The following is a 19803-nucleotide window of genomic DNA, read 5'->3' on the forward strand; positions in this document are numbered from 1 at the left end:
AGATTCACTTCCCCGTGTGAGCCAGCGGTCGGCTCCGAACCGCCTGCCTGGAGCCCGCCGAAGAACGCTGCCAGCCCCCGTCGACCGAATTGACGGGTCCCCGGGCAGAACAGCGCCTCAGATACAGCGCGGATACGAAGATTGCCGGACCGAGTTTGAGTTCTGATATTTGACAGCAGGCTGAGATCAGAGCCCGTAGGTACTGTAGTCTGACCATGGATCGGCTGGCAAGCAGTCCGGCATTGGCAAGCCGGGCCTCGCAGGCCGGCAGGACCTGTCCGCCGACGCGCCCAACGGGGAATGGATGAGCCTGATGAAGCCGATGCCGGAGGACTGGGACCGCGCCGTGGCGGTGGTCGCGCACCCCGACGATCTCGAATACGGCGTCGCCGCCGCCGTCGCCCGGTGGACCGGCCAGGGAAAGAAGATCGACTACCTGCTGGTCACCAAGGGCGAGGCCGGCATCGCCGGCCTGCACCCGGACCAGACCGGGCCGCTGCGGGTACAGGAGCAGACCCGCAGCGCGCGGCTGGTGGGCGTGGACACGGTGTCGTTCCTGGAGCATCCCGACGGCCTCGTGGAGTACGGGGTGCCGCTGCGGCGCGATCTGGCCGCCGCGTTGCGGCGGGCGCGCCCCGACGTGGTGATCACCACCAGCTTCGACCTGACCTGGGGCGAGCACGGTCCGGTCAACCACGCCGACCACCGCGCCGTCGGACTGGCCGTCCTGGACGCCTGCCGGGACGCGGCCAACGAGTGGATCTTCCCCGACGCCGGCCCGCCCTGGACCGGCATCAAGGACGCCTATGTGGCGGCGGTCGACGACCCGAACTACTTCGCCGACGTCACCGGCACCATCGAAGCCGGCATCGCCTCCCTGCGCGAGCATCGCGCCTACCTGGAGGGCCTGGGCGGCGACTTCGACGCCGACGGGTTCCTCCGGGACATGGCAGGCTACGTCGGCATGGGCGCCGGGTGCGACTACGCGGTCGGCTTCCGCCGCTATCCGATGGACTAGAACTCAGGAAGCCGGCGAGTCCGGACGAGCCCAGAGGAAGCAGCCGCGCGCTGTCGCCCCGTCCTGCGACAGCCAGTGCGCCACGACACGTCCGTCGGCAGCCGGCCCCTCGCCGACCTCCAGCGCACGCGCCAGCCGGATCACCGCGTGCTGCGGCGCGTCCGCCGGCGCGCCGACGAAGCGGACGCTCACCTGCGTACCGTCGGGATCGTCGGAGGTGCTGAAGGAGTCGACCGCGCCCGACAGGCCGGGGCCGTCCCAGCTCACCCGGACGTCGGAGTCGACCCGGTCGCTGTCTGACTGCATCTGGGCCTCGGTGCGGCCGGCCAGCAGGGCGACCAGCTCGGCCACGGCGACCGGGTCGCCGGCCGCGTCGTAGACCCAGCGCTTGCCGAGCACACCGTGCTCGGTCGTGCCGATGAGCGCGTGGTCCGCCCCCTCCAGGCGGTCGCCGCGGTAGGTCATGGGCGTCAGATAAGTGCGCTCGCGCCCCTCGGAGATCTCGGTGACGACCATGAACTCGATGCCGACCTCGCCCTGCGGGTCGTCCAGCCGGAACCCGCCGGTCTCGGCCAGCTCAGGCTCAGCCGGCCCGTCGTACCACGGCCGGCCCGGCAGCCATCCGGCCAGCAACTCGACCTTGGTAGGTGTGATCGTGGTGTGATAGATGACGGCCATGGCGCACCCCTTCCATACGGTTGGAACGCACTATGCCACATCCCACCGGCCGCCTAAATAGCCTGATGTACGTGGCCTCATACGCTTCGCCCGGGCCGCGCGGGCGGGCGCCGCCGCAATCAGGACCCGTACTTGTTTAGAGATCGCGCCGTCAGTAGAGTCGCTCGGTATCCGGTCGTCTCGCGGTGGGATCTGAGCGTCCGGACAGGGGTACAGAACACTCATGGGGGCATGATGTCGATTTCCGTATCCGACGACGTCCCGATTCCCAGGGATCTTGTCGACTCGGTCTGCCACTGGGCAGCCCACAGTCCCGACGCCGTCGCGATCGAGGACGGATCGACGTCGGTCAGCTACCGCGAACTGGCGCTGTCGATGGACCGCACGGCCGCCACGCTGCGCGACCGCGGTGTCGGTCCGGACAGCCGCATCGCGATCGCGATCCCGCGCTCGGCCGGCTTCGTCGTCGCGGCCCTCGCCGTCCTGCGCTCCGGCGGCTGCTACGTACCCATCGATCCGGGGTATCCCGAGGCCCGGCGCAAGATGATGCTCGCGGACTCGCGAGCCGAACTCGTTCTGGTCGACGACGCGGGTCCGGAGACCGAGGCCGACGTCCCGACGCTGCGGTTGGCATCCGAGGCCGGTACGCCCTCCGAAGCGCCTGATGAGTTCCCTGCCGTACCCGACGCCGCGCTGGCCTACATCATCTACACGTCAGGGTCGACCGGAACGCCCAAGGGTGTGGGAATCCCCCGCGAGGCCGTCGTCAACCTCGTCCGGGACGCCGGAGAACTGGGCATGCAGCCGGGCGACCGAGTCGGCCACCTCGCACCGACGGCCTTCGACGCGGCCACGTTCGAAATCTGGGCCCCGCTGTGCCACGGCGGCACCGTCGTCATCGCGCGGGACACGCTGATGAGCACGACGGAACTCGGGACCTGGCTCGGGTCGGCGCGGCTGGACTGGCTGTTCCTGACCACCGGTCTGTTCCATCTGCTGGTGGAACAAGCGGCCGAGTCGTTGGCGGACATCGGAGTCCTGATCACCGGTGGCGACATCCTTTCGCCGCACCACGTGCAGACCGCATCCGCCCGGGCCCGTGGGCAGCTGTACGCCGCGTACGGGCCCACCGAGACGACGGTGTTCGCCTCCTTGCACCCCGTCACGCCGGCGAGTCCCATCGGCGAACGCGTGCCGCTGGGCACCGGCATAGCGGGCAAGCACCTGCTCATCCTCGATGAGGATCTGCGCCCGGCGCCGGACGGCGAGATCGCAGAGATCTACATCAGCGGCCCGGGCCTGGCCCGCGGGTACCACGACATGCCGGCGCTGACCGCTCAGCGCTTCCTCGCCGACCCGTTCTCGACGGAGTCCGGTGGGCGGATGTACCGGACCGGAGACCTGGGCCGCCGGCAGCCGAACGGCGAGGTGGAGTTCCACGGGCGCGTCGACCGGCAGGTGAAGATCCGCGGCTTCCGGGTGGAGCTCGGTGAGATCGAAGCCGAACTGCAGGCCCATGAGTCCGTCAGCGGCGTGGCCGCGGTGGTGGACGAGGACGCCTACGGAAAACGTGTCGTCGTGTACGCGGTCGGCGTCAAGGGCTCCGATCTCGACGGAACAGAACTGCGCAGCTGGATCGCCGACCGGATGCCGGAGTTCATGAGACCGCACAACTTCGTGGTCGTCGACCGGCTGCCCCTGGACCCGAACGGCAAAGTGCGGCGCCAGGACTTGCCGACCGTGCTGTCGCCGCGAGAGAAGTACAGCCAAATACTTCCTCCGTTCCGGGAGCCGGGCACCCAGACCGAGGCCGTGATCGTGCACGCGTTCATGGACGTGTTGCAGCTGGACCGGGTCGGCGCCGACGACAACTTCTTCGAGCTGGGCGGAGACTCGCTGCGCACCGTCCGAGTCCTGGAGCAACTCCGCAGCCGCGGAGTCCACGTCACCGCCCGCCAGTTCTTCGCCCATTCCACGCCGGCACAGCTCACCAGTGTGGCCGGGACCTGACACAGAGCATCGCAGCGAGCCCACCGGACGCCTGGTGGCGTGCGCCTGCCCGACAGGAAGACAGGACATGAGCCGATCCACCGCGCTCCCGACCACCCGGCCTCGATGCTGATCCCGGGCCACGCGCCCGGTTCGCCCCTCGCGCCGGAGAACATCGACCTCTTCGATCCGACCCGTTTCAGCACGGGCTCCCAACACCCGTCCTGGCACACGCTGCGGGCGGGAGCGCCGCTGTGGCGTCAGAGGGCTGGCAACGACACCGAGTTCTGTTCCGTGACCCGCTACGAGGACGTGCTGGCGGTGATCAAGAACCATCAGAGCTTCAGCTCCGAATACGGGACGATCCTCGCCGTACTCGGTGGGGACAGCGCGGCCGGCAGGACCATCAACTTGATGGACCGACCTCGCCACAGTGCTCTGCGCGGTGCGACGATGCCGCAGTTGTCCACCGGAGCCGTCCTGCGCTTGGCCGAACGCACGAAGGCCCGGGTCCGCAAGACGTTCGAACCTCTCAGGGACGCGGAGACCGTCGACGTCGCCGAGCTCACCGCAGGTCTGGCCATGACCGTGGTCGGCGACATCATCGGAGTCCCCGAAGAGCACTGGCGGGACGTGGCGTCCTGGAGCATGACGGGCGTCGCCCCCGAGGATCCCGTGTACGCCGACGGAACAGATCAGGCCACACTGCGCAGCGCCCACTTCGAGCTGTTCGCGTTGTTTCACGACCTGGTCCGGGAACGGATGCGGCGCCCCGCCGAGGACCTGGTGTCGACACTCATCGCCACGACCGTCGACGGGGTGCGGCTGAGCCTGGACGAGGTCATCCTCAACTGCTACAGCCTCGTCATGGGGGCGAACACGACGACACCGCATGTGGCCTCCCACATGCTGCTGGCGTTGGCCGAGCGTCCGGACCAGTGGCGCAGGCTCCACGCGAATCCGGCGCTGACCTCGCGCGCCGTGGAGGAGGCGGCACGGTGGGCCACTCCGACGAACCACCTGGTGCGGCGAGCCACGCGCACATTCCAGTTGAGCGGGGGGACCGTGGAGGAGGGCGAACTGGTCGCGGCCTGGATCGGCTCGGCCAATCGCGACGAGTCCGTGTTCGCCGACCCCTATCGGTTCGACGTCGGCCGTCGCCCCAATCCCCACCTGGCCTTCGGCTTCGGCATCCACTACTGCAACGGGGCTCCCGGCGCCCGCCTGGTGCTCCGGCAAACGCTTGAGGAAGTGCTGGACATCGCCGAGGGCTTGGCAGTGGCGGGCCCGGTGACCCATCTGCAGTCGAACTTCATCAACGGCATCACGTCATTGCCGATCGCAGTGACCTCCCGTTCCAAGACGGAAGCCATGGCCGGCCGTACGGCTGACCACCCGTGCTCTGGAGGAGAAGCATGAGCGACAGCCGACGCCTGCCGAGCGAGGCGAACCCCTGGCTCCTCAACGGCACGCCCGGCAACAGCGATTTCCTGCTGTTCGGCTTCCCATACGCCGGGACAGGCGCGGTGGCGAGCTATCGCGAATGGCCTGAACGCATCGGTGAAGGACAGCTGTGCCCGCTCCAACCACCGGGCCGAGAAAGCAGGACCCTCGAGGAACCCGTGGGGGATTTCGGACAGTTCGTCAGCGAGCTGGCCGACGCCCTCAGTCCGCACACGGACCGTCCCTACGCGTTCGTCGGGCACTGCGGCGCCATGCCCTACATGGCCGACACCGCGCTGGCGCTGGTGCGCGCTGGACGCCCGGCCCCGGTCCGGATCTTCGCCTCGTCCTGGGGCGCCCCGCACAAGGGACTGTACGGCCGGCTCAACTTCGCCGACCTGGACACCCTGGACATCGACGCCGAGATAGACACGGCCGCGCTCGCCCGGTACGGCTCCACTCTGCCGCCGGACCTGCGCGAGGTCGTCGCGGAGATCCTCATGATCGACCTCAGGCTCATCCGCGGCTACGAGTACAGCGGCGACCCCGCACTGCCCTGCCCCGTCGACGTCATCAGTTGGTCGGCGGACGACGTCGTACCCCCGGAGACAGTCTGGCCGAGCTCCTGGTCGGAATGTACCGAGGCCACCCACCACGCCCTCGCCGGCGACCACTGGGAGTTCCTCCGCGGCCGACCAGCCCTCACGGACCTCATCGCCGAGCGCATCGCCACCGCGGTGGTCCGGGAATGACGGACCACCGCACCGCCGCTTCGTGGACCCACCTCCTGGCAGGAGGACCGGACAGCAGTAAAACCCTGGTCTGCCTCCACCACGCGGGAGGCACCGCCGCCGCCTTCCGGTCCTGGGCCCGCTATCTGGCCCCGGACACCGAAATGCTCGCCGTCCAGTTGCCCGGCAGGTCCGAGCGATTCCAGGAACCCGCGCTCGACCGGATGCAGCCGGTGGTGGACGGCGTCATGGAGCACGTGGTTCCACTGCTGGACCGCCCGTTCGCGCTGTTCGGCATGAGCATGGGAGCGCGGGTCGGGCTCGCCGTAGCGCAGGCGCTTCACCAGGCCGGGCTGCACCGGCCCGAGATGTTGATCGTCGGCGCCAGCCCCGCGCCCGTACTGCGAACGGCGGTACCGGGCTGGAACCAGAATGACGCGGAACTGACGGCCTACCTCGTCGGAACCGGCGGAGTACCACCCGAAGTCGCCGCGGCGCCGGAGGTGATGGAACTGATGCTGCCCACGGTTCGCGCGGATCTCACCGCCGTCGCGACCTGGCCGCACCAAGGCGACCGGCTGCTGGACCGCCCGATCGCCGCGCTCGCCGGACGGCAGGATCCATACGCGGCGCCCTCATTGATGCAAGGGTGGGCGACCGAGACCTCCGCGGATTTCAGCCTCACCGAGTTCGACGGCGGCCACTTCTTCGTCGAGCCGAATCTGCCCGCCGTCGTCTCGACAATCAACACCCTGCTGTCAGCTGTCGATCGCCACCAGGAAGGATCCATCCCATGACCAACCCGTTCGACGATCCCGACGGCCGATTCCTCGTCCTGATCAACGACGAGGGCCAGCATTCCCTGTGGCCGGATCACATCCAGGTCCCCGCAGGCTGGACGACAGCGCACGGCCCAGCGGACCGGCCCTCCTGCGTGGAGTATGTGGACGCGAACTGGACGGACATGCGGCCCCGCAGCCTCGCCGCCCAGTTGGACGGCGGATCCTGACCGGGCGTCCGCCCGGTCGCGGCATCACCCGGCCACGTCGTGCCGCGCGCCCTCGTGGGTGGGCGGCCACGACTGCAGCAGGCTCCACCCGCTGCAGCAGCCCGGATCGATCGGAAGTATGCGTGGCTTCGGACTCGCTGATCCGGGATTCGATCACAGCGTGTTGTCGCGGTGCCGGGATCAATTGATCGGCAGCGGCTTGAAAGCGGGTTCTGAATCGGCTGCTGGACGCCGACGCCGAGCCAAAGCTGTTGCAGGTCTGGAGCAGGGCCAAACCCGCGCCTTGCTCCCAGCGAGAACCCGTCGACGGTCAAGCCTGCTCAACCGATGGCAGCGCCTCGTTCATGAGCCGAAGCATCTCGTAGAAGACCTACGAGCGACTTGTGTATATCAAAAATCCTATAACGACAACGCAAGCAACACCACGGTGCTGGCGCAGGGGCCAACGCAACCATTGCGGAAGGCCATCCGGTTCAGCCGTGTCGGGAGATGCATTCAACGACCCGACTTGTCGTTCCGCTCAACGAGCCCGTCAACGCATCGTCAGAAAAGCGGCTGGCCGGCGTTCACAGGGCAGCGCGGCGAGCCCGTCGGCGCTGATTTGCTCGTTGCGGTCTTCGCCTTGCAGCCATGAGCAGTACACCGAACCGTCGGACGCCACCTTCGCCAAGGTGGGCCAAGCGATGGAGGCGTTCAACCGAGCACTGGAGGCAGGCGACAAGACCGACGCCGAAGCCCAGAAGGTCATGTTCGAAGCCAACCCTGCGCTGATCGCCACCACGCTGTACTTCCTGCGCTACGTTGGCGCGAACGAGGACCGCGAGCTTCCACCTCCGGGCATGCCGACCTACCTGTGGATTATCTATGGCAGCCCGACCCACCCCCGAGGACATGGCGGGGGCCCGCCGCAACCTGGACAGGATCGAAGCGGCCCAGCAGAAGGCCCGCCAGGACCGCGCCGAGGGGAAACAGCCGGCGACCAAGACCTCGCGATCCCGGCGCAAGCCCACCGGCAACGAACCGGGCGGCGGTCAAGCCGGAACGTCGTGAACTGGCAGGATCTGGGCCACGGGGCTGCTTCCTGCCTTCGGCCCAGCAGCCCGCCCAGCCCACCGCCCCAGCATGCACCGGACGACCAGGTCTCGGCAACGGCTCACGCTTCGAGACGACTGGCACCTTCCTCGTGAACGCCAACGGTTGTCCGGCCACAGCGGATCACGGGATGGCGGTCCGACACGCACTCGTGGGCTCCGCCCACACCCGGCCCTCTCTCCGAGAGCAGGCGACAAGTTCGCGGCGTTGCCGCCGGTCGTGCATCCGAAGGACTACGACGGAACCTCGCCGGGGGGCAAGGCCAAACCCACGCCTTGCCCCCCGGTGAGAACCCGTCGACGGGCACAGCCTGCCCGACCCACGACAGCACCGCTTCCCGAGCCGCGGCGTGTTGTAGGACATCCACAAGCAAATATCAGGACCCTACGACGGCAACGCTGCCGGCAACGGAGGTGAACGACGACGCATTGCACGGCGCCCCTGCGCCATCGGTTGTCGACAGCAAAGAGATCCCGCAGCTAACAGGATTTCCGACACGCTCAACGCCGGAAGCGGGTCGGAGTTCGACAAGTTGATTTCACTCAATATTACGAGCGACAACGCCAAACTCCCGAAAAAGAGTGTCAACAAAATCGATCCCGCCAAATCCTGGCACACGTCTCCACCACCAGCCGAGGCGATCCACGCGTGAAGGTGGAAGTACTTCCGATACGAGTGCGCGAAACCGTTCGTCAATATCATCTATAGTTTGCGCAAACTCGGCATATCCGTCTTCATTTATCAGCCCTCTGTCGCAGAGGGCAAGTTCGATGAAGTCGCGGACTCTTAGCTCATCAAGGTAGTCATAAACTGTGTTGTCATAGCCCGACTCGCAGGATCGCACGAAACCCTGCCAGGCTTCAATATCAGCCGTATGTGATCGAAAGCGGGAACGGCCGACATCGAGCTGGAGCTGCCGATACCTATCAATGAACTGTCGTGAAGCCACGTTCATCACCCTTCCGCTGCTTGCTGGTAATCCACATCGCAGCAGTTACGGAACAATGCTACCTCTATACAGTCGCTGCTGCTCCGCAAAGTAAGCGGTCAGGTCGCCGTCGGGTCGGAAGAAGGTCTGAATAACTCCTCGGTTATCCAGCACTCCGAAATAGCCAGTCTGCGCGTCGATCCGAATTATCGAACCAGCATCAGTAACCAGATCACCCCTCTTGGGACCACCTGAAAGAAAGTCGCTGGCAGCCTGCTTGTACTCAGCAAACCCATTGGCCCCGTTGAACTCTGGCAAATCCGGAACCTGCCACGCCTTCATGCCCGTATAGTTACCCTTCGCATTGAAGGGTACCCCGAAGACATGGTCCATGTAGTGGCGCCAAGCAGACATATCTGAGTTGAAGGATGGGCCACAACTGGTGTTGTGAACCAGCACCGGAGTGTCCCCAGCAACCACATAGTACGTGTGCAAGCCATCGATGGTGAGGTCATACGTGATCATCGACGACCGGTAGTTACGAACCGCGAGCACGGTTGCAACGTCGTTACCTGTTGTCTGGAGGCGGTCGCCAGGCCTCAGCTGGGACGCGTCGGTGAACTTGCCGTCAGTAGCGTCCCAATACGGGTGATTCTGCGTACCGGTTACGGTGTGGGGACCCGTCGGTGTGGCGATGGTGAGGTCGGTGAAGTCCTGATCCGTGCGGGTGACGTGCACCTGATCAACACGGTGCTTCTCGTCGCGTCCGTCTGGCTGGGCGTTTTCAACCTCGTCGCCGACCTTGACGTCCGCAATCGGCTCCGTGGTCCCGTCTGCCATCAGGACCTTGGTTTCACCGCTGAAGCTGTGGCAGCCTGCGTCCGCAACCATTCTTGTTCCAACGCTGGCGTCGCTGCCTGCAGTGTCCTCCGCGGCGGCCGCCAATGCGGCGCCACCGCCAAACGCTCCCGTGGCTGCCATCGCGCCGCCGGAGAAGAATCCGTCTGCCAGTCCGGCAGCTGCGGTGGCGACGCGTGCGGCGCACAGTGACGCAGCCGCTGCGCAGGCTTCCCCAGCGTCGGCCGCTACAGCACAGCCTCCAAGAAGACACAGCCCGACCGCGGCGGGTGCGCCAACGGCCACGCCCCACGCGATGAAACTGTCTTTTGTCGATGGCTCGCCGATGTTGTCACCCGTAAACGGGTCGTAGCTGCAGGCCCCTGGGCTGCCGCCAATGACCATCGAGCACACATAGTCCCAGTCGTTCTCGCTCTGTGCTGCAAACTGGTAGGCGTCATCCCATGTGAAATCGTCTGAGCCGCTGTAGTTGTAGTTGTGGTTACTCCGCATGCTGTTGAGCCACGTCTTCGACGGCTTGTGCCCCTTCGCGGGTTGCGAGCCGACTTGCGAGCTGTGCTGCACGGATATCGGAGCGTCGGTGCCAGTGTCATCACCAGTGGGGCCGTAATGCTGAAATTCGTTGGCCAAACCAGTGGGATCGGCACCGTTTACAGGATCGTCGTCCGCGTAGACGTATCCACCGATCGACTGGGGATTGCCGGCCTGGAACAGCGGGTCCGCGGAGATGAAGCGGCCGGTGGTGGGGTCGTACTTGCGCGCACCGACATCGACCAGTCCTGTTGCGGTGTCGGTGGTCTTACCGAGGAAGGTGTGGTCGTCAGGAAATGTTCCGAATGTAATGGTCGTGCCCGTTGTGCGCTGGTCGCCATAGGGCTTGAAGTAGCGCCGGGCCGCGATTTGACCGGTGCCTGCATTGATCGTGGTAGCACCGCTGCCTTGGCTGTTGCTGATTTCGTAGGTGATGGCACCTGTGGCGTCAGCGACGATGCTGGGCGCGGCGGGATAGTCGTAGTAGCGATTGGCAGTGACGGTGCCGGTGCCGGTGAGATGGACCTCGGTGGCGCCCAGGAACAGGGTGACGCCGGCGTTGCCCGCTCCAGTATCGCGGCGGATCAGTTGGTTACCGTCGGCGTCGTAGAGGTAGTTGGCTGTTTTGGTAGTGCCGCCGGAAGTGTCGGTGACAGTGTCGAGGCGGCCTTCGGGGTTCCAGGTGAGGGTTTGGTGGGGGCCGGCGGCCAGGGTGCGGGTGGTGGTGTTACCGGCGCCGTCGTAGTTGTAGGTGTCGGTGGCGGTGGTGCCGCCTGTCGTGGCGACCTGGCCGAGCAGGTGGGGCCCGGTTCCTGTGGTGGCGTTCGAACCAGCGGTGTTGGCGGTGCCCGCAGCCGGGTAGGCGGAGGTGCGAGTGGTGTCCTTGGCAGTGTTGCCAGCCGGGTCGTGGTCGACGACGGTGGAGCGGTTGCCGGTCAGGGCGCCGTTGCCCAGTCCTGCGGCTCCGGTGGTGTCGAAGCCGTAACTTTGCCAGTACGGTGCTGGGCCGCCGATCTGGGTCGCGGCGCTGGTCGCGGTCGGCGCATTATTCGTGGTCGAGGATGCGCAGGAGCCGAGGGCGCCGGTGGCGGTGGTCGGGCTGCTCGGGTTGGTGGTGGCCGGGGGTGTCTGGTCGCCGGCGTCGGTCCAGGCGTTGGTGAGACGGTTGGCGTAGTCGTAGGTGTAGCACTGCAGGTCGCGTTGGGATGGCCCGGGATTGTAGGACCCGGAGACGCTCCAGTTCTGCAAGTCTGCGGCGCTGGTCAGTCGCCCGGCCGCGTCGTAGGTGTAAGACACGCCGTCAACGGTGTAGGAGTTGACTTGGGACGGGTCGACCGTGGACATCCCGGCGGTGGCGTCGAGGAATGTGTTGCTGACCCTGTTGGTTGCCGCGTCGTACAGGTTTTGCTGAACGACTTGGAATGGGTAGTCACCGACGGTGCGTGACAGGATTTTGCCGTCGTGGTCGTATTGGGTGGCGGCGAGGTAGTCGGCGTTTCCGCCGGTGGAGAGCAGCAGCCCGTACTGGTTGTAGGAGTTGTATATGGTTTCGGCACCGAGGCCAGCGTTGGGCACCGCTGGGGTGTCGTAGTGGTCTACCAGACCGGTCATCGCCGTGTAGTAGTTGTTGGTTTGGTAGGTGCCGGCCAACGCCCCTTCCGCGGGCGGGATGATCGTCTTGGAGCCGAGGGGACGGTAGTCGACGTCGTAGCCGGTGACCTGTTGGGTGTACGGAGTACCAGCGGCGCCGCCGACATACCGGATTGAGACGTCAGGCTGGCCGTTGTTTCCGGCGGGGTCGTACGTCCATTTCGCCAATTGGTTGGCGCTGTTTGCGACCGCGCCTGCGTAAGCGTTTGGCAGAGTGCCGCGGTCGGCGATGGTGCCGCCGTCGAATTCGGCGGTTTTGCGGCCCAGCGCGTCGTAGGTGTAGGCCAACAAATGTCCGCGGCCGTCCGCGGTGTCCATCAGCAGCCCTGCGTCGTCGGAGAAGCTGGTGCTGACTCCTGTGTCCGGGTCGGTCGTGGCGACCGAGTGCCCGGCGAGGTCGCTGATCGTGGTGGTCCAGGTGTTTTTGCCGGTGGCGTCGGTGACGGTGCTGGTGGAGCCCGGGCTGCCGTGGGGGTTGTAGGTGAACCCGTAGGTGGTGACGTCGGCGTCGGCGCGGTTGCCGGTCGGGCTCAGCGGGCTGTTGTGATAGGTCCACAGTGCGGTGGTGCGGCCGCGGACGTCGGTGAAGGTCGAGGTGGCCGATACCGGTCCGGTCCCATTACCTGCCGGGCCGGTGACGTCGGTGCGGTCCACACCGGGGTAGGCGGTGGTGGTGACGGCACCGGGCACGGTCACGCCGTTGTGTTTCTGGGTGACGGTGAGAGGCCGGGACATCCCGTCGTAGGTGGTGACGGTTTGGGCTGGAAGGTTGTCGGCCCAGGAGGCCCAGCTTCCGGGTGGGGTGGAGTTGTTAAGGCAGCAAGAACATCTGGACTGGTGGCACCGCAGGTCCCATCCCAGGTGGAAACCTGACTTGCCCCACCTCCAACGCGGGGCAACAGTTCACCTTCAGCGACCTGGCTCAAGCTCGCAACGCCGCTTCCAACAACTGGCCCACCATCACCATCGGCCTGCAGGCCACGAACGAGGCCAACCACTCCGCCTCGAACTACATGGCCTACTTCGCCTCAGGCACCAATTACTGGGGCAGCTACGAACCCACCCTCACCGCGCACTGGTGGGCTTCACCCACGGTGGCCAGCTTCAGCGTCGACACCGCACCGGTCAGCAACCACGGTGCCCGAACCCAAATCTGCGGGTCCAACAGCTGGGCCGACGCCGGCTACCTGCTATTACATCGACCCCGGTCACTCTTCACATGGGCGTCACCGACCAGGACGCTGGACACAGCCTGGTCCTCGGCTACGCGCTGAACGCCGGCATCGGAAACGACGCCACACCCACAACCGGCTGGTCTGAAACCCAGCAGTATACCGTCGCCAACTCGGTGAAAACCTTCGACCTTCCATTGTCCTACAACTTCGTCGATGGCAGGCAATACGCCGTCATCCCCTACGCCGGTGATCCACTAACCGGCGTCACCTATTATCCCCTGCCAGCCGGGCCCAAGGGGGCCACCGGCGGAATCGCCTGCATGTTCACCGCTGCCCTTACGCCCCCGCGCCAACCACACGAAATATCCACCACATACCAGCCAACAGGCCAACACCTGGCCTCCTACCCCACCGTCGGCAACGGCGGAAACATCACCATCGAATCCAAAGCACCCACCACCCCGATCGTCCGCTTCGACTGGGCCTTGAATACCGCCTCGACCAACGAAGGCACGGGAAACTGCACCCTGGCCGGCAACAACTACGGCTCCGTGTCCGTCAGCAGCAGCCTTGACGCCACTGGCACTATCACCATTCCAGCCGGTCCCGGAAACGGCGAGCACTGGGGCAACAACTACATCTACTACACCGCCATCGACGCCGCCGGCAACGTCTCTCAATACGGTCGCTTCGACTTCTTCGAATCCCAGGCCTTCCAGCCGGTTTCCTTCGGCAACGTCACCGGCGACGGCACCCCCAACCTGATGGGCGTCAGCAGCGCCGGAAACCTTATCGTCTATCCGGCCAACCAAGACATGACCGCATCCGCCAACGCGATCCAAGTCGCCCCGGCCACTGCCGCTCCCAACGGCGTGTCCTGGTCGACCGCGCTGTACACCCACCGCGGTGCCGAACGTGTACAACCAACTGACGACCTTTTCGCCTGGGACAAAACCGGCGACGGCACCGGGCACCTTTACTACTACAACACCCAAACCGCATCAGCGTCCACACAACCGGGTTACGTCCCCCCAGGTACCATCAACGTCTACTCCCAAACCCAACAGGCACTGATCACCAGACCATGAACTGCTCCGGATTTGATCCAGACTCGATCAGTTTGTAAGGATCAAGTCGTTATGCCTCATGTCAAGCCATACCCCGCCGACCTGCGGGACCGGGCAGTCCGCCTGGTTTTGCAGACGACCGACCAGTACCCGTCCCGGGATGCCGCGATCAAGTCGATCGCGGCGAAGTTGGGGATCGGGACCGCGCAGACGCTGCGCAACTGGGTCCGCCAAGCCGAGATCGACGCCGGCGCCCGCCCCGGTGTGACCACCGAGGAAGCCGCCCGGATCAAGGCGCTGGAGCGGGAGAACGCCGAGCTACGGCGGGCCAACGAGATCCTCAAAGCCGCGGCGTCTTTCTTCGCGGCCGAGCTCGACCGGCCACTAAGACGCTCGTAGCCTTCATCGACGAGCACCGGGACCGCTTCGGCGGCGTCGAGCCGATCTGCACCACCCTCACCCAGCACGGCTGCAGCATCGACCCCTCCACCTACTACCACTTCAAGAAACGCCCGCCCTCGGCCCGGACCATCCGCGATACCGAGCTGAAGAAACTCATCGCCGATATCCACGCCGACAACTACAGCGTCTACGGCGCCCGCAAGATCTGGGCCGCACTGAACCGGCAAGGAGAGCAGGTCGCCCGCTGCACCGTGGAGCGGTTGATGCGCGAGTTGGGCCTGGCCGGAGCGACCCGCGGCCGCCGCAAAATCCGCACCACCGTGCCGGATCCGGCCGCCGACCGGGCACCGGACCTGCTCAATCGCGCCTTCGTCGCCCCGGCACCCAACCGTGTGTGGGTTGCCGACTTCACCTATGTGCCGACGCACGCCGGCACCGTCTACGTGGCCTTCGTCCTGGACACCTTCTCCCGGCGGATCGTCGGCTGGTCCGCTGTCACCAGCAAGACCACACCCCTGGTGCTCGCCGCGCTGGAGATGGGCCTGTGGCAACGCGACCGCACCGGCGAGCCGCGCCACGGACTGATCCACCACTCCGATGCCGGATCGCAATACACGAGCTTCCGGCTCGCCGCGCACCTGGCCGTCGAAGGCATCGCCGCCTCCATCGGATCAGTCGGCGACGCCTATGACAACGCGCTCATGGAATCAGCCATCGGCCTGTTCAAGACCGAACTGATCAACCGACACGGCCTCTGGCGCACCCTGACCGACATCGAACTCGCCACCGCCGAATGGACCGACTGGTACAACAACCGCCGACTCCACGGTGAGATAGGACACAAACCACCCGCAGAATACGAAACAGAGTTCTACCAAAACCAGCCAACAACCCAGCTCACAACCCAACACTAGAGTCTGGACCTCTCCCGGGGCGGTTCACCAACCTGCACACCATCGGCCACAAACGGCTGGTGTATCGGCTACAACCAGACATCCTGGAACGACGTCAAACAAATCCTGGCCCTCGGCCCCGTACTCGGCGGCTGCAAAATCAAGACGCCGACCATCGCGTGCAAGACAAACCTGATCACCGTGGAGACCGACGGCAACAGCCCGGCACGAGTGTGGATGTTCAGCCCCGCCGGCATCGGACAGCTCCGCAACCCGGTACTCCTGTCCACCTCCACGCCCGACTGGGATTGGACGACCACCAAGCTGATCGCGCCCGGCAACGCCGCCAACCACCCCGGAACCGCCGGCGGTATGCCCGATCTGTGGGCACTGGACAACAGCGGCAGTCTCTGGCAGTTCACGAACCGCTCCGACACCGGTCTGCCCGGAACTGGACTGGGCGACCTGAGCGCGAAGACCATGCTCGGCAGTCCCGGCGAGTTCAAGACCTACGACTGGGTCAACTCGGCGGGCGACCTCGACGGCGACGGCAACCCCGACCTCTGGACCATGAAGAACGGCCGCATGGACGTCTTGTTCGGGCCGCTGTCTTCCACCATCGACCTGAACGCCCAGAGTCAAAGCACCGCCACAACACCAACCTGGTCCACCGGAGCCTCCGTCACCAACTTGCAAGGAGCCACCATCACGGCGAGGAACACCGGACAAATCATCTCCGACGTCACGGGCGGGCCCAGCGGACAGAAGTGCCTCGACGACCTCAACGGCTCCCAGTCCAACGGGGCAGTGGTCGACATCTTCGACTGCAACGGCACGTGGCCCCAGGCGTGGACCTTCGAAGGCGACAACACTATTCGCACCTTGGGACCGAACCCGCCCGGCCCGTCGAGCATGTGCCTGGACACCGGCGGCGCAGTCATCCAGGGCGCGCCCATCATGCTGAACACTTGCAACAGCACCCAGAGCATCAACTCCTCACAGCAGTGGCGCACCATCCCAGCCCCCGGAGCGGCCGGCCGGTTCTGGATCTACAGCCCTTCCGCCGGCATGTGCCTCGACGACACCAACTACGCCACCACCAACGGCAGTCAGTTCCAGCTGTGGCCGTGTAGCGATAAGGCCAATCAACCCGACGCGGCGCAACGATTCACGCTGCCAACCGAACAAGGCGTACAACAGCAGATGGAGGCGGAGAACCTCCACGCGCCATGGGGCAGCAACAGCGGTGGAACCATGTCCATACAGACCAACTGCTGCGGAGGCGCCTGGTCGAACGGCGCACAGCAGCAACTGGCCAACTCCGCTGCCGGATCCACGATGACTCTGCCCTTTTACGTCGCCTACCCAGGGCTCTATGAGGTGACGCCTATCATGACCAAGGCCGCCGACTACGGCCAGGTCACGCTCACTGTGGACTCCAGTCCCTCCGCCCTGCCGGCCGCCTTCGACGGCTGGCAAGCCTCCGGGGTCTCCACTACGCCGTTCCACTTCGGCACGGTCAACCTCACAGCCGGAATGCACAGCTTCGTCTTCACCGCGAGCGGCACTAACTCCGCGTCCACTGGCAACCGCTACAACATCGGCGTCGACACCATCGACCTGATACCGGCGACGACGACCGGCCCTAACATCGGTCTGAACGCCCCGGCCACAGGGATCATCAACGTGCCGATGACCGCGGATGCCTCGGCATCGTTCCCCGGCACGGCGGGGATCACCGGCTACACCTTCGATTTCGGCGACGGCACCGTGGTCGGACCACAAGCCAACCCCACCGCGCAGCACACCTACGCCGCTGCCGGCACCTACCCGGTGAAGATCACTGTCACCGACGCCAACAGCACCAGCGCCACCACTAACACCAAGGTGACCGTCCTCAGCGGCCCGGCCGTCGCCAACGGCGACTTCGAAGCGGGATCCCTGGCCGGCTGGACCGCCGCCTACAACGCCGGAGTCACCACCACCAACCCCCACTCGGGAACGTACGCCGGACAGATCAACGCACCGGCCGGCGGCACCGGATCCATCGAACAGGTGGTAAACGGCCTGACACCCAACACCACCTACACCCTCACCGGATGGATCCTCACCGACGGCGGCGTCACCAACCTGGGCACCAAAAAATACAGCGACCCCACCGGGGCTGACGACACCAGCGTCACCACCACCGCCACCACCTGGACCCAACTCACCACCCAATTCACCACCGGAGCGACCAACACCAGCGTCGACATCTACTGCTACCGATCCACAGCAGGCACCTCCGCCTGCGACGACATCACGCTGCTGGCCACTCCGCCGGCGGGAGGCGTGGCCAACCCCGACTTCGAAACCGGGAACCTGGCGGGCTGGAACGCCGCTTACAACGCCGCAGTCACCACCACCAACCCCCACTCGGGAACGTACGCCGGACAGATCAACGCTCCCACCGGCGGCAACGGGTCCATCGAGCAGGTCGTCAGCGGACTGATACCCAACACCTCCTACACGCTGACCGGCTGGGTCCGCACTGACGGCGGCAGCACCATCCTCGGCGCCAAGCAGTACGACCCCGCCGGCGACAACCAGGACGCCACCACAACGGCGACCGGCTGGACCCAGCTCACCGACCAGTTCACCACCGGCGCAAACAACACCAGCGCCGACATCTACTGCTACCTATCCACAGCAGGCACCTCCGCCTGCGACGACATCAGCCTCACGCAGACCGCGGCAACCATCGCCAACCCCGACTTCGAAGCGGGATCCCTGGCCGGCTGGACCGCCGCCTACAACGCCGGAGTCACCACCACCAACCCCCACTCGGGAACGTACGCCGGACAGATCAACGCACCGGCCGGCGGCACCGGATCCATCGAACAGGTGGTAAACGGCCTCACACCCAACACCACCTACACCCTCACCGGATGGATCCTCACCGACGGCGGCGTCACCAACCTGGGCACCAAAAAATACAGCGACCCCACCGGGGCTGACGACACCGGCACCACCACCACCGCCACAACCTGGACCCAACTCACCACCCAATTCACCACCGGAGCGACCAACACCAGCGTCGACATCTACTGCTACCGATCCACACCAGGCACCTCCGCCTGCGACGACATCACACTGACCAAGAACTAACCGAGGGCTGAGCAGGCAGCCGTAGAAAGCTGCCGGCGCAACCGAAGAGCGCTGCCGATCCGGGCAGCGCCCTTCATCCGCCGCAACTGGCGTCCGTGGACCTGTTCGCCGGGACCCGCCGTCATCAGCGCAGCCCCAGCCGTGTCGGTGCCGAGAAATGTCGTCCATGCTGGTCGGGATGGCTTCGCCTGTCTCTGCGAACCGGCGTGTGATCAGACGGTATTCGGTGCGGCTCCTGACCCGGGCGGCGATGATGGTTGGCGCCTCATTCACCACTACAGCAACGCGATCTATGTACTGCCGGCAGCCGACGCGATCGTTCGCATCACCGTCGGGTCGGCGGATCTGGAGCAGGTCAGGCTCACCCAGACCGTGACCCGCTGGCTCGCACGGTCCTGCGGCTACCCCGCAACGGCACCGCTCGGAGCCGTAGAACCCGTGCCGTTGGCATCCGGATCCGTAGCCAGCTTCTGGGAATTCCACCAGCAGCCTGCCAAGCTGACCTACTCCTCCATCGATCTGGCCTCGCTACTGCGCCGACTGCACAAGATCGACGGTGACACCATCCCGGTTCCCCTTCCGCCCTGGGTCCCCCTGACCTCGTTGGAAGGAGCGCTCACCGAGTACATCCCCGAGACCGTGCTGACCGGCGATGAGATCGAGTGGCTCAAGCAGGAGATCATCGAGGTGCGCGAACAACTCGCCAGCGTCGAGTGGCACCCGTCCCCGGGCCTTGTTCACGGAGACGCATGGGCAGGAAATCTGCTCGCGGACAGCCGCACCGGCGGCCTGCTGCTCGGCGACTGGGACTGGGTCAGCAACGGCCCCCGAGAGATAGATCTCGTGCCAACCTGGCACGCCGCACGAAGATATGGCCGCGACGATGCCTGGACGAGCGCGTTCGCACACGAATACGGGTACAACGTGGCCGACTCCCCCGGCTACGAAGCACTCATGCACATGCGCGACATGATGCAACTCACTGGGCCGCTTCGCCGGGCCCGCACCGACCAGCGGTACTACACGTTCCTGCGACAGCGGGTCTCATCGATTCGCGCCGGCGACCGGGCTTCCCAGTGGTCCACACTCTGAACAAATGGACCTGGGCACTCGGCGGGGACTTCGGGCTGGGAAAAGTCAGATTGCCTGCGTTCGGGAACCCGAACGGGTGACGTGACCCTGCCCGCCCGGA

General features: G+C 65.7%; 15 protein-coding genes. 11 read left to right on the plus strand and 4 right to left on the minus strand.

Features of this window, described 5'->3' with window-relative positions:
• Window positions 1-313: 313 nt before the first annotated feature.
• Window positions 314-1018, plus strand: coding sequence for a PIG-L deacetylase family protein (locus ABH920_RS15020; protein ID WP_370349881.1), 705 nt, complete (start codon window positions 314-316; stop codon window positions 1016-1018).
• Window positions 1019-1021: 3 nt separating this feature from the next.
• Here the strand turns inward: ABH920_RS15020 and ABH920_RS15025 are convergent, their stop codons facing one another.
• Window positions 1022-1696, minus strand: coding sequence for a 1,4-alpha-glucan branching protein (locus ABH920_RS15025; protein WP_370349579.1), 675 nt, complete (start codon window positions 1694-1696; stop codon window positions 1022-1024).
• Between the two features lie 234 nt (window positions 1697-1930).
• Between ABH920_RS15025 and ABH920_RS15030 the strand changes: the two genes are divergently transcribed.
• The 5 genes from ABH920_RS15030 (at window position 1931) to ABH920_RS15050 (ending at window position 6868) form a co-directional block, all read left to right on the plus strand.
• Complete coding sequence (locus ABH920_RS15030) at window positions 1931-3706, plus strand: non-ribosomal peptide synthetase (protein ID WP_370349580.1); 1776 nt, start codon at window positions 1931-1933, stop codon at window positions 3704-3706.
• A gap of 105 nt (window positions 3707-3811) precedes the next feature.
• Window positions 3812-5104 carry a cytochrome P450 gene (locus tag ABH920_RS15035; protein ID WP_370349581.1) on the plus strand — a complete coding sequence of 431 codons (1293 nt, stop codon included), beginning with the start codon at window positions 3812-3814 and terminating at the stop codon, window positions 5102-5104.
• Entirely contained in the window at window positions 5101-5880 is a 780-nt protein-coding gene (locus tag ABH920_RS15040; RefSeq protein ID WP_370349582.1) for a thioesterase II family protein, read from the plus strand. Before ABH920_RS15035 ends, ABH920_RS15040 begins: the two co-directional genes overlap by 4 nt.
• Window positions 5877-6656 (plus strand): thioesterase II family protein, encoded by a 780-nt coding sequence (locus ABH920_RS15045; protein WP_370349583.1) that lies wholly within the window; start codon window positions 5877-5879, stop codon window positions 6654-6656. Before ABH920_RS15040 ends, ABH920_RS15045 begins: the two co-directional genes overlap by 4 nt.
• Window positions 6653-6868: an MbtH family protein gene (locus ABH920_RS15050; RefSeq protein ID WP_370349584.1), complete on the plus strand. Its 216-nt coding sequence runs from the start codon at window positions 6653-6655 to the stop codon at window positions 6866-6868. Before ABH920_RS15045 ends, ABH920_RS15050 begins: the two co-directional genes overlap by 4 nt.
• 532 nt (window positions 6869-7400) lie before the next feature.
• Here ABH920_RS15050 and ABH920_RS15055 read toward each other — a convergent pair.
• Complete coding sequence (locus ABH920_RS15055) at window positions 7401-7649, minus strand: hypothetical protein (protein WP_370349585.1); 249 nt, start codon at window positions 7647-7649, stop codon at window positions 7401-7403.
• Between the two features lie 83 nt (window positions 7650-7732).
• On the opposite strand from ABH920_RS15055, the gene ABH920_RS15060 reads away from it, so the two are divergent.
• Complete coding sequence (locus ABH920_RS15060; RefSeq protein WP_370349586.1) at window positions 7733-7918, plus strand: hypothetical protein; 186 nt, start codon at window positions 7733-7735, stop codon at window positions 7916-7918.
• A 580-nt stretch (window positions 7919-8498) separates the two neighbouring features.
• On the opposite strand, the gene ABH920_RS15065 is transcribed toward ABH920_RS15060, so the two are convergent.
• Together ABH920_RS15065 and ABH920_RS15070 are read right to left on the minus strand one after the other, a co-directional pair.
• Window positions 8499-8909: a hypothetical protein gene (locus ABH920_RS15065; protein ID WP_370349587.1), complete on the minus strand. Its 411-nt coding sequence runs from the start codon at window positions 8907-8909 to the stop codon at window positions 8499-8501.
• A 45-nt stretch (window positions 8910-8954) separates the two neighbouring features.
• Window positions 8955-12662, minus strand: coding sequence for an RHS repeat-associated core domain-containing protein (locus ABH920_RS15070; RefSeq protein WP_370349588.1), 3708 nt, complete (start codon window positions 12660-12662; stop codon window positions 8955-8957).
• 484 nt (window positions 12663-13146) lie between these two features.
• On the opposite strand from ABH920_RS15070, the gene ABH920_RS15075 reads away from it, so the two are divergent.
• The 4 genes from ABH920_RS15075 (at window position 13147) to ABH920_RS15090 (ending at window position 19703) form a co-directional block, all read left to right on the plus strand.
• Window positions 13147-14190 (plus strand): hypothetical protein, encoded by a 1044-nt coding sequence (locus tag ABH920_RS15075; RefSeq protein ID WP_370349589.1) that lies wholly within the window; start codon window positions 13147-13149, stop codon window positions 14188-14190.
• A gap of 51 nt (window positions 14191-14241) precedes the next feature.
• Window positions 14242-15485, plus strand: a protein-coding gene (locus tag ABH920_RS15080) for an IS3 family transposase (RefSeq protein ID WP_370349882.1) whose coding sequence is annotated in 2 segments (ribosomal slippage) — window positions 14242-14524 and window positions 14524-15485 — 1245 coding nt in all. Because the reading frame shifts where the segments join, the coding sequence is not laid out codon by codon here.
• 180 nt (window positions 15486-15665) lie between these two features.
• Window positions 15666-18611, plus strand: coding sequence for a carbohydrate binding domain-containing protein (locus tag ABH920_RS15085; RefSeq protein WP_370349590.1), 2946 nt, complete (start codon window positions 15666-15668; stop codon window positions 18609-18611).
• 141 nt (window positions 18612-18752) lie between these two features.
• Window positions 18753-19703: a phosphotransferase family protein gene (locus tag ABH920_RS15090; protein ID WP_370349591.1), complete on the plus strand. Its 951-nt coding sequence runs from the start codon at window positions 18753-18755 to the stop codon at window positions 19701-19703.
• The last annotated feature ends 100 nt before the right edge of the window (window positions 19704-19803 follow it).

Source organism: Catenulispora sp. EB89, from assembly GCF_041261445.1.
GTDB lineage: Bacteria > Actinomycetota > Actinomycetes > Streptomycetales > Catenulisporaceae > Catenulispora.

Coding starts and splice junctions, on each gene's coding strand:
- ABH920_RS15075 (WP_370349589.1), top strand. CDS start 13,147: ATGGGCGTCACCGACCAGGACGCTGGACACAGCCTGGTCCTCGGCTAC.
- ABH920_RS15025 (WP_370349579.1), bottom strand. CDS start 1,696: ATGGCCGTCATCTATCACACCACGATCACACCTACCAAGGTCGAGTTG.
- ABH920_RS15070 (WP_370349588.1), bottom strand. CDS start 12,662: ATGTCCCGGCCTCTCACCGTCACCCAGAAACACAACGGCGTGACCGTG.
- ABH920_RS15060 (WP_370349586.1), top strand. CDS start 7,733: ATGGCAGCCCGACCCACCCCCGAGGACATGGCGGGGGCCCGCCGCAAC.
- ABH920_RS15040 (WP_370349582.1), top strand. CDS start 5,101: ATGAGCGACAGCCGACGCCTGCCGAGCGAGGCGAACCCCTGGCTCCTC.
- ABH920_RS15020 (WP_370349881.1), top strand. CDS start 314: ATGAAGCCGATGCCGGAGGACTGGGACCGCGCCGTGGCGGTGGTCGCG.
- ABH920_RS15045 (WP_370349583.1), top strand. CDS start 5,877: ATGACGGACCACCGCACCGCCGCTTCGTGGACCCACCTCCTGGCAGGA.
- ABH920_RS15030 (WP_370349580.1), top strand. CDS start 1,931: ATGTCGATTTCCGTATCCGACGACGTCCCGATTCCCAGGGATCTTGTC.
- ABH920_RS15050 (WP_370349584.1), top strand. CDS start 6,653: ATGACCAACCCGTTCGACGATCCCGACGGCCGATTCCTCGTCCTGATC.
- ABH920_RS15035 (WP_370349581.1), top strand. CDS start 3,812: ATGCTGATCCCGGGCCACGCGCCCGGTTCGCCCCTCGCGCCGGAGAAC.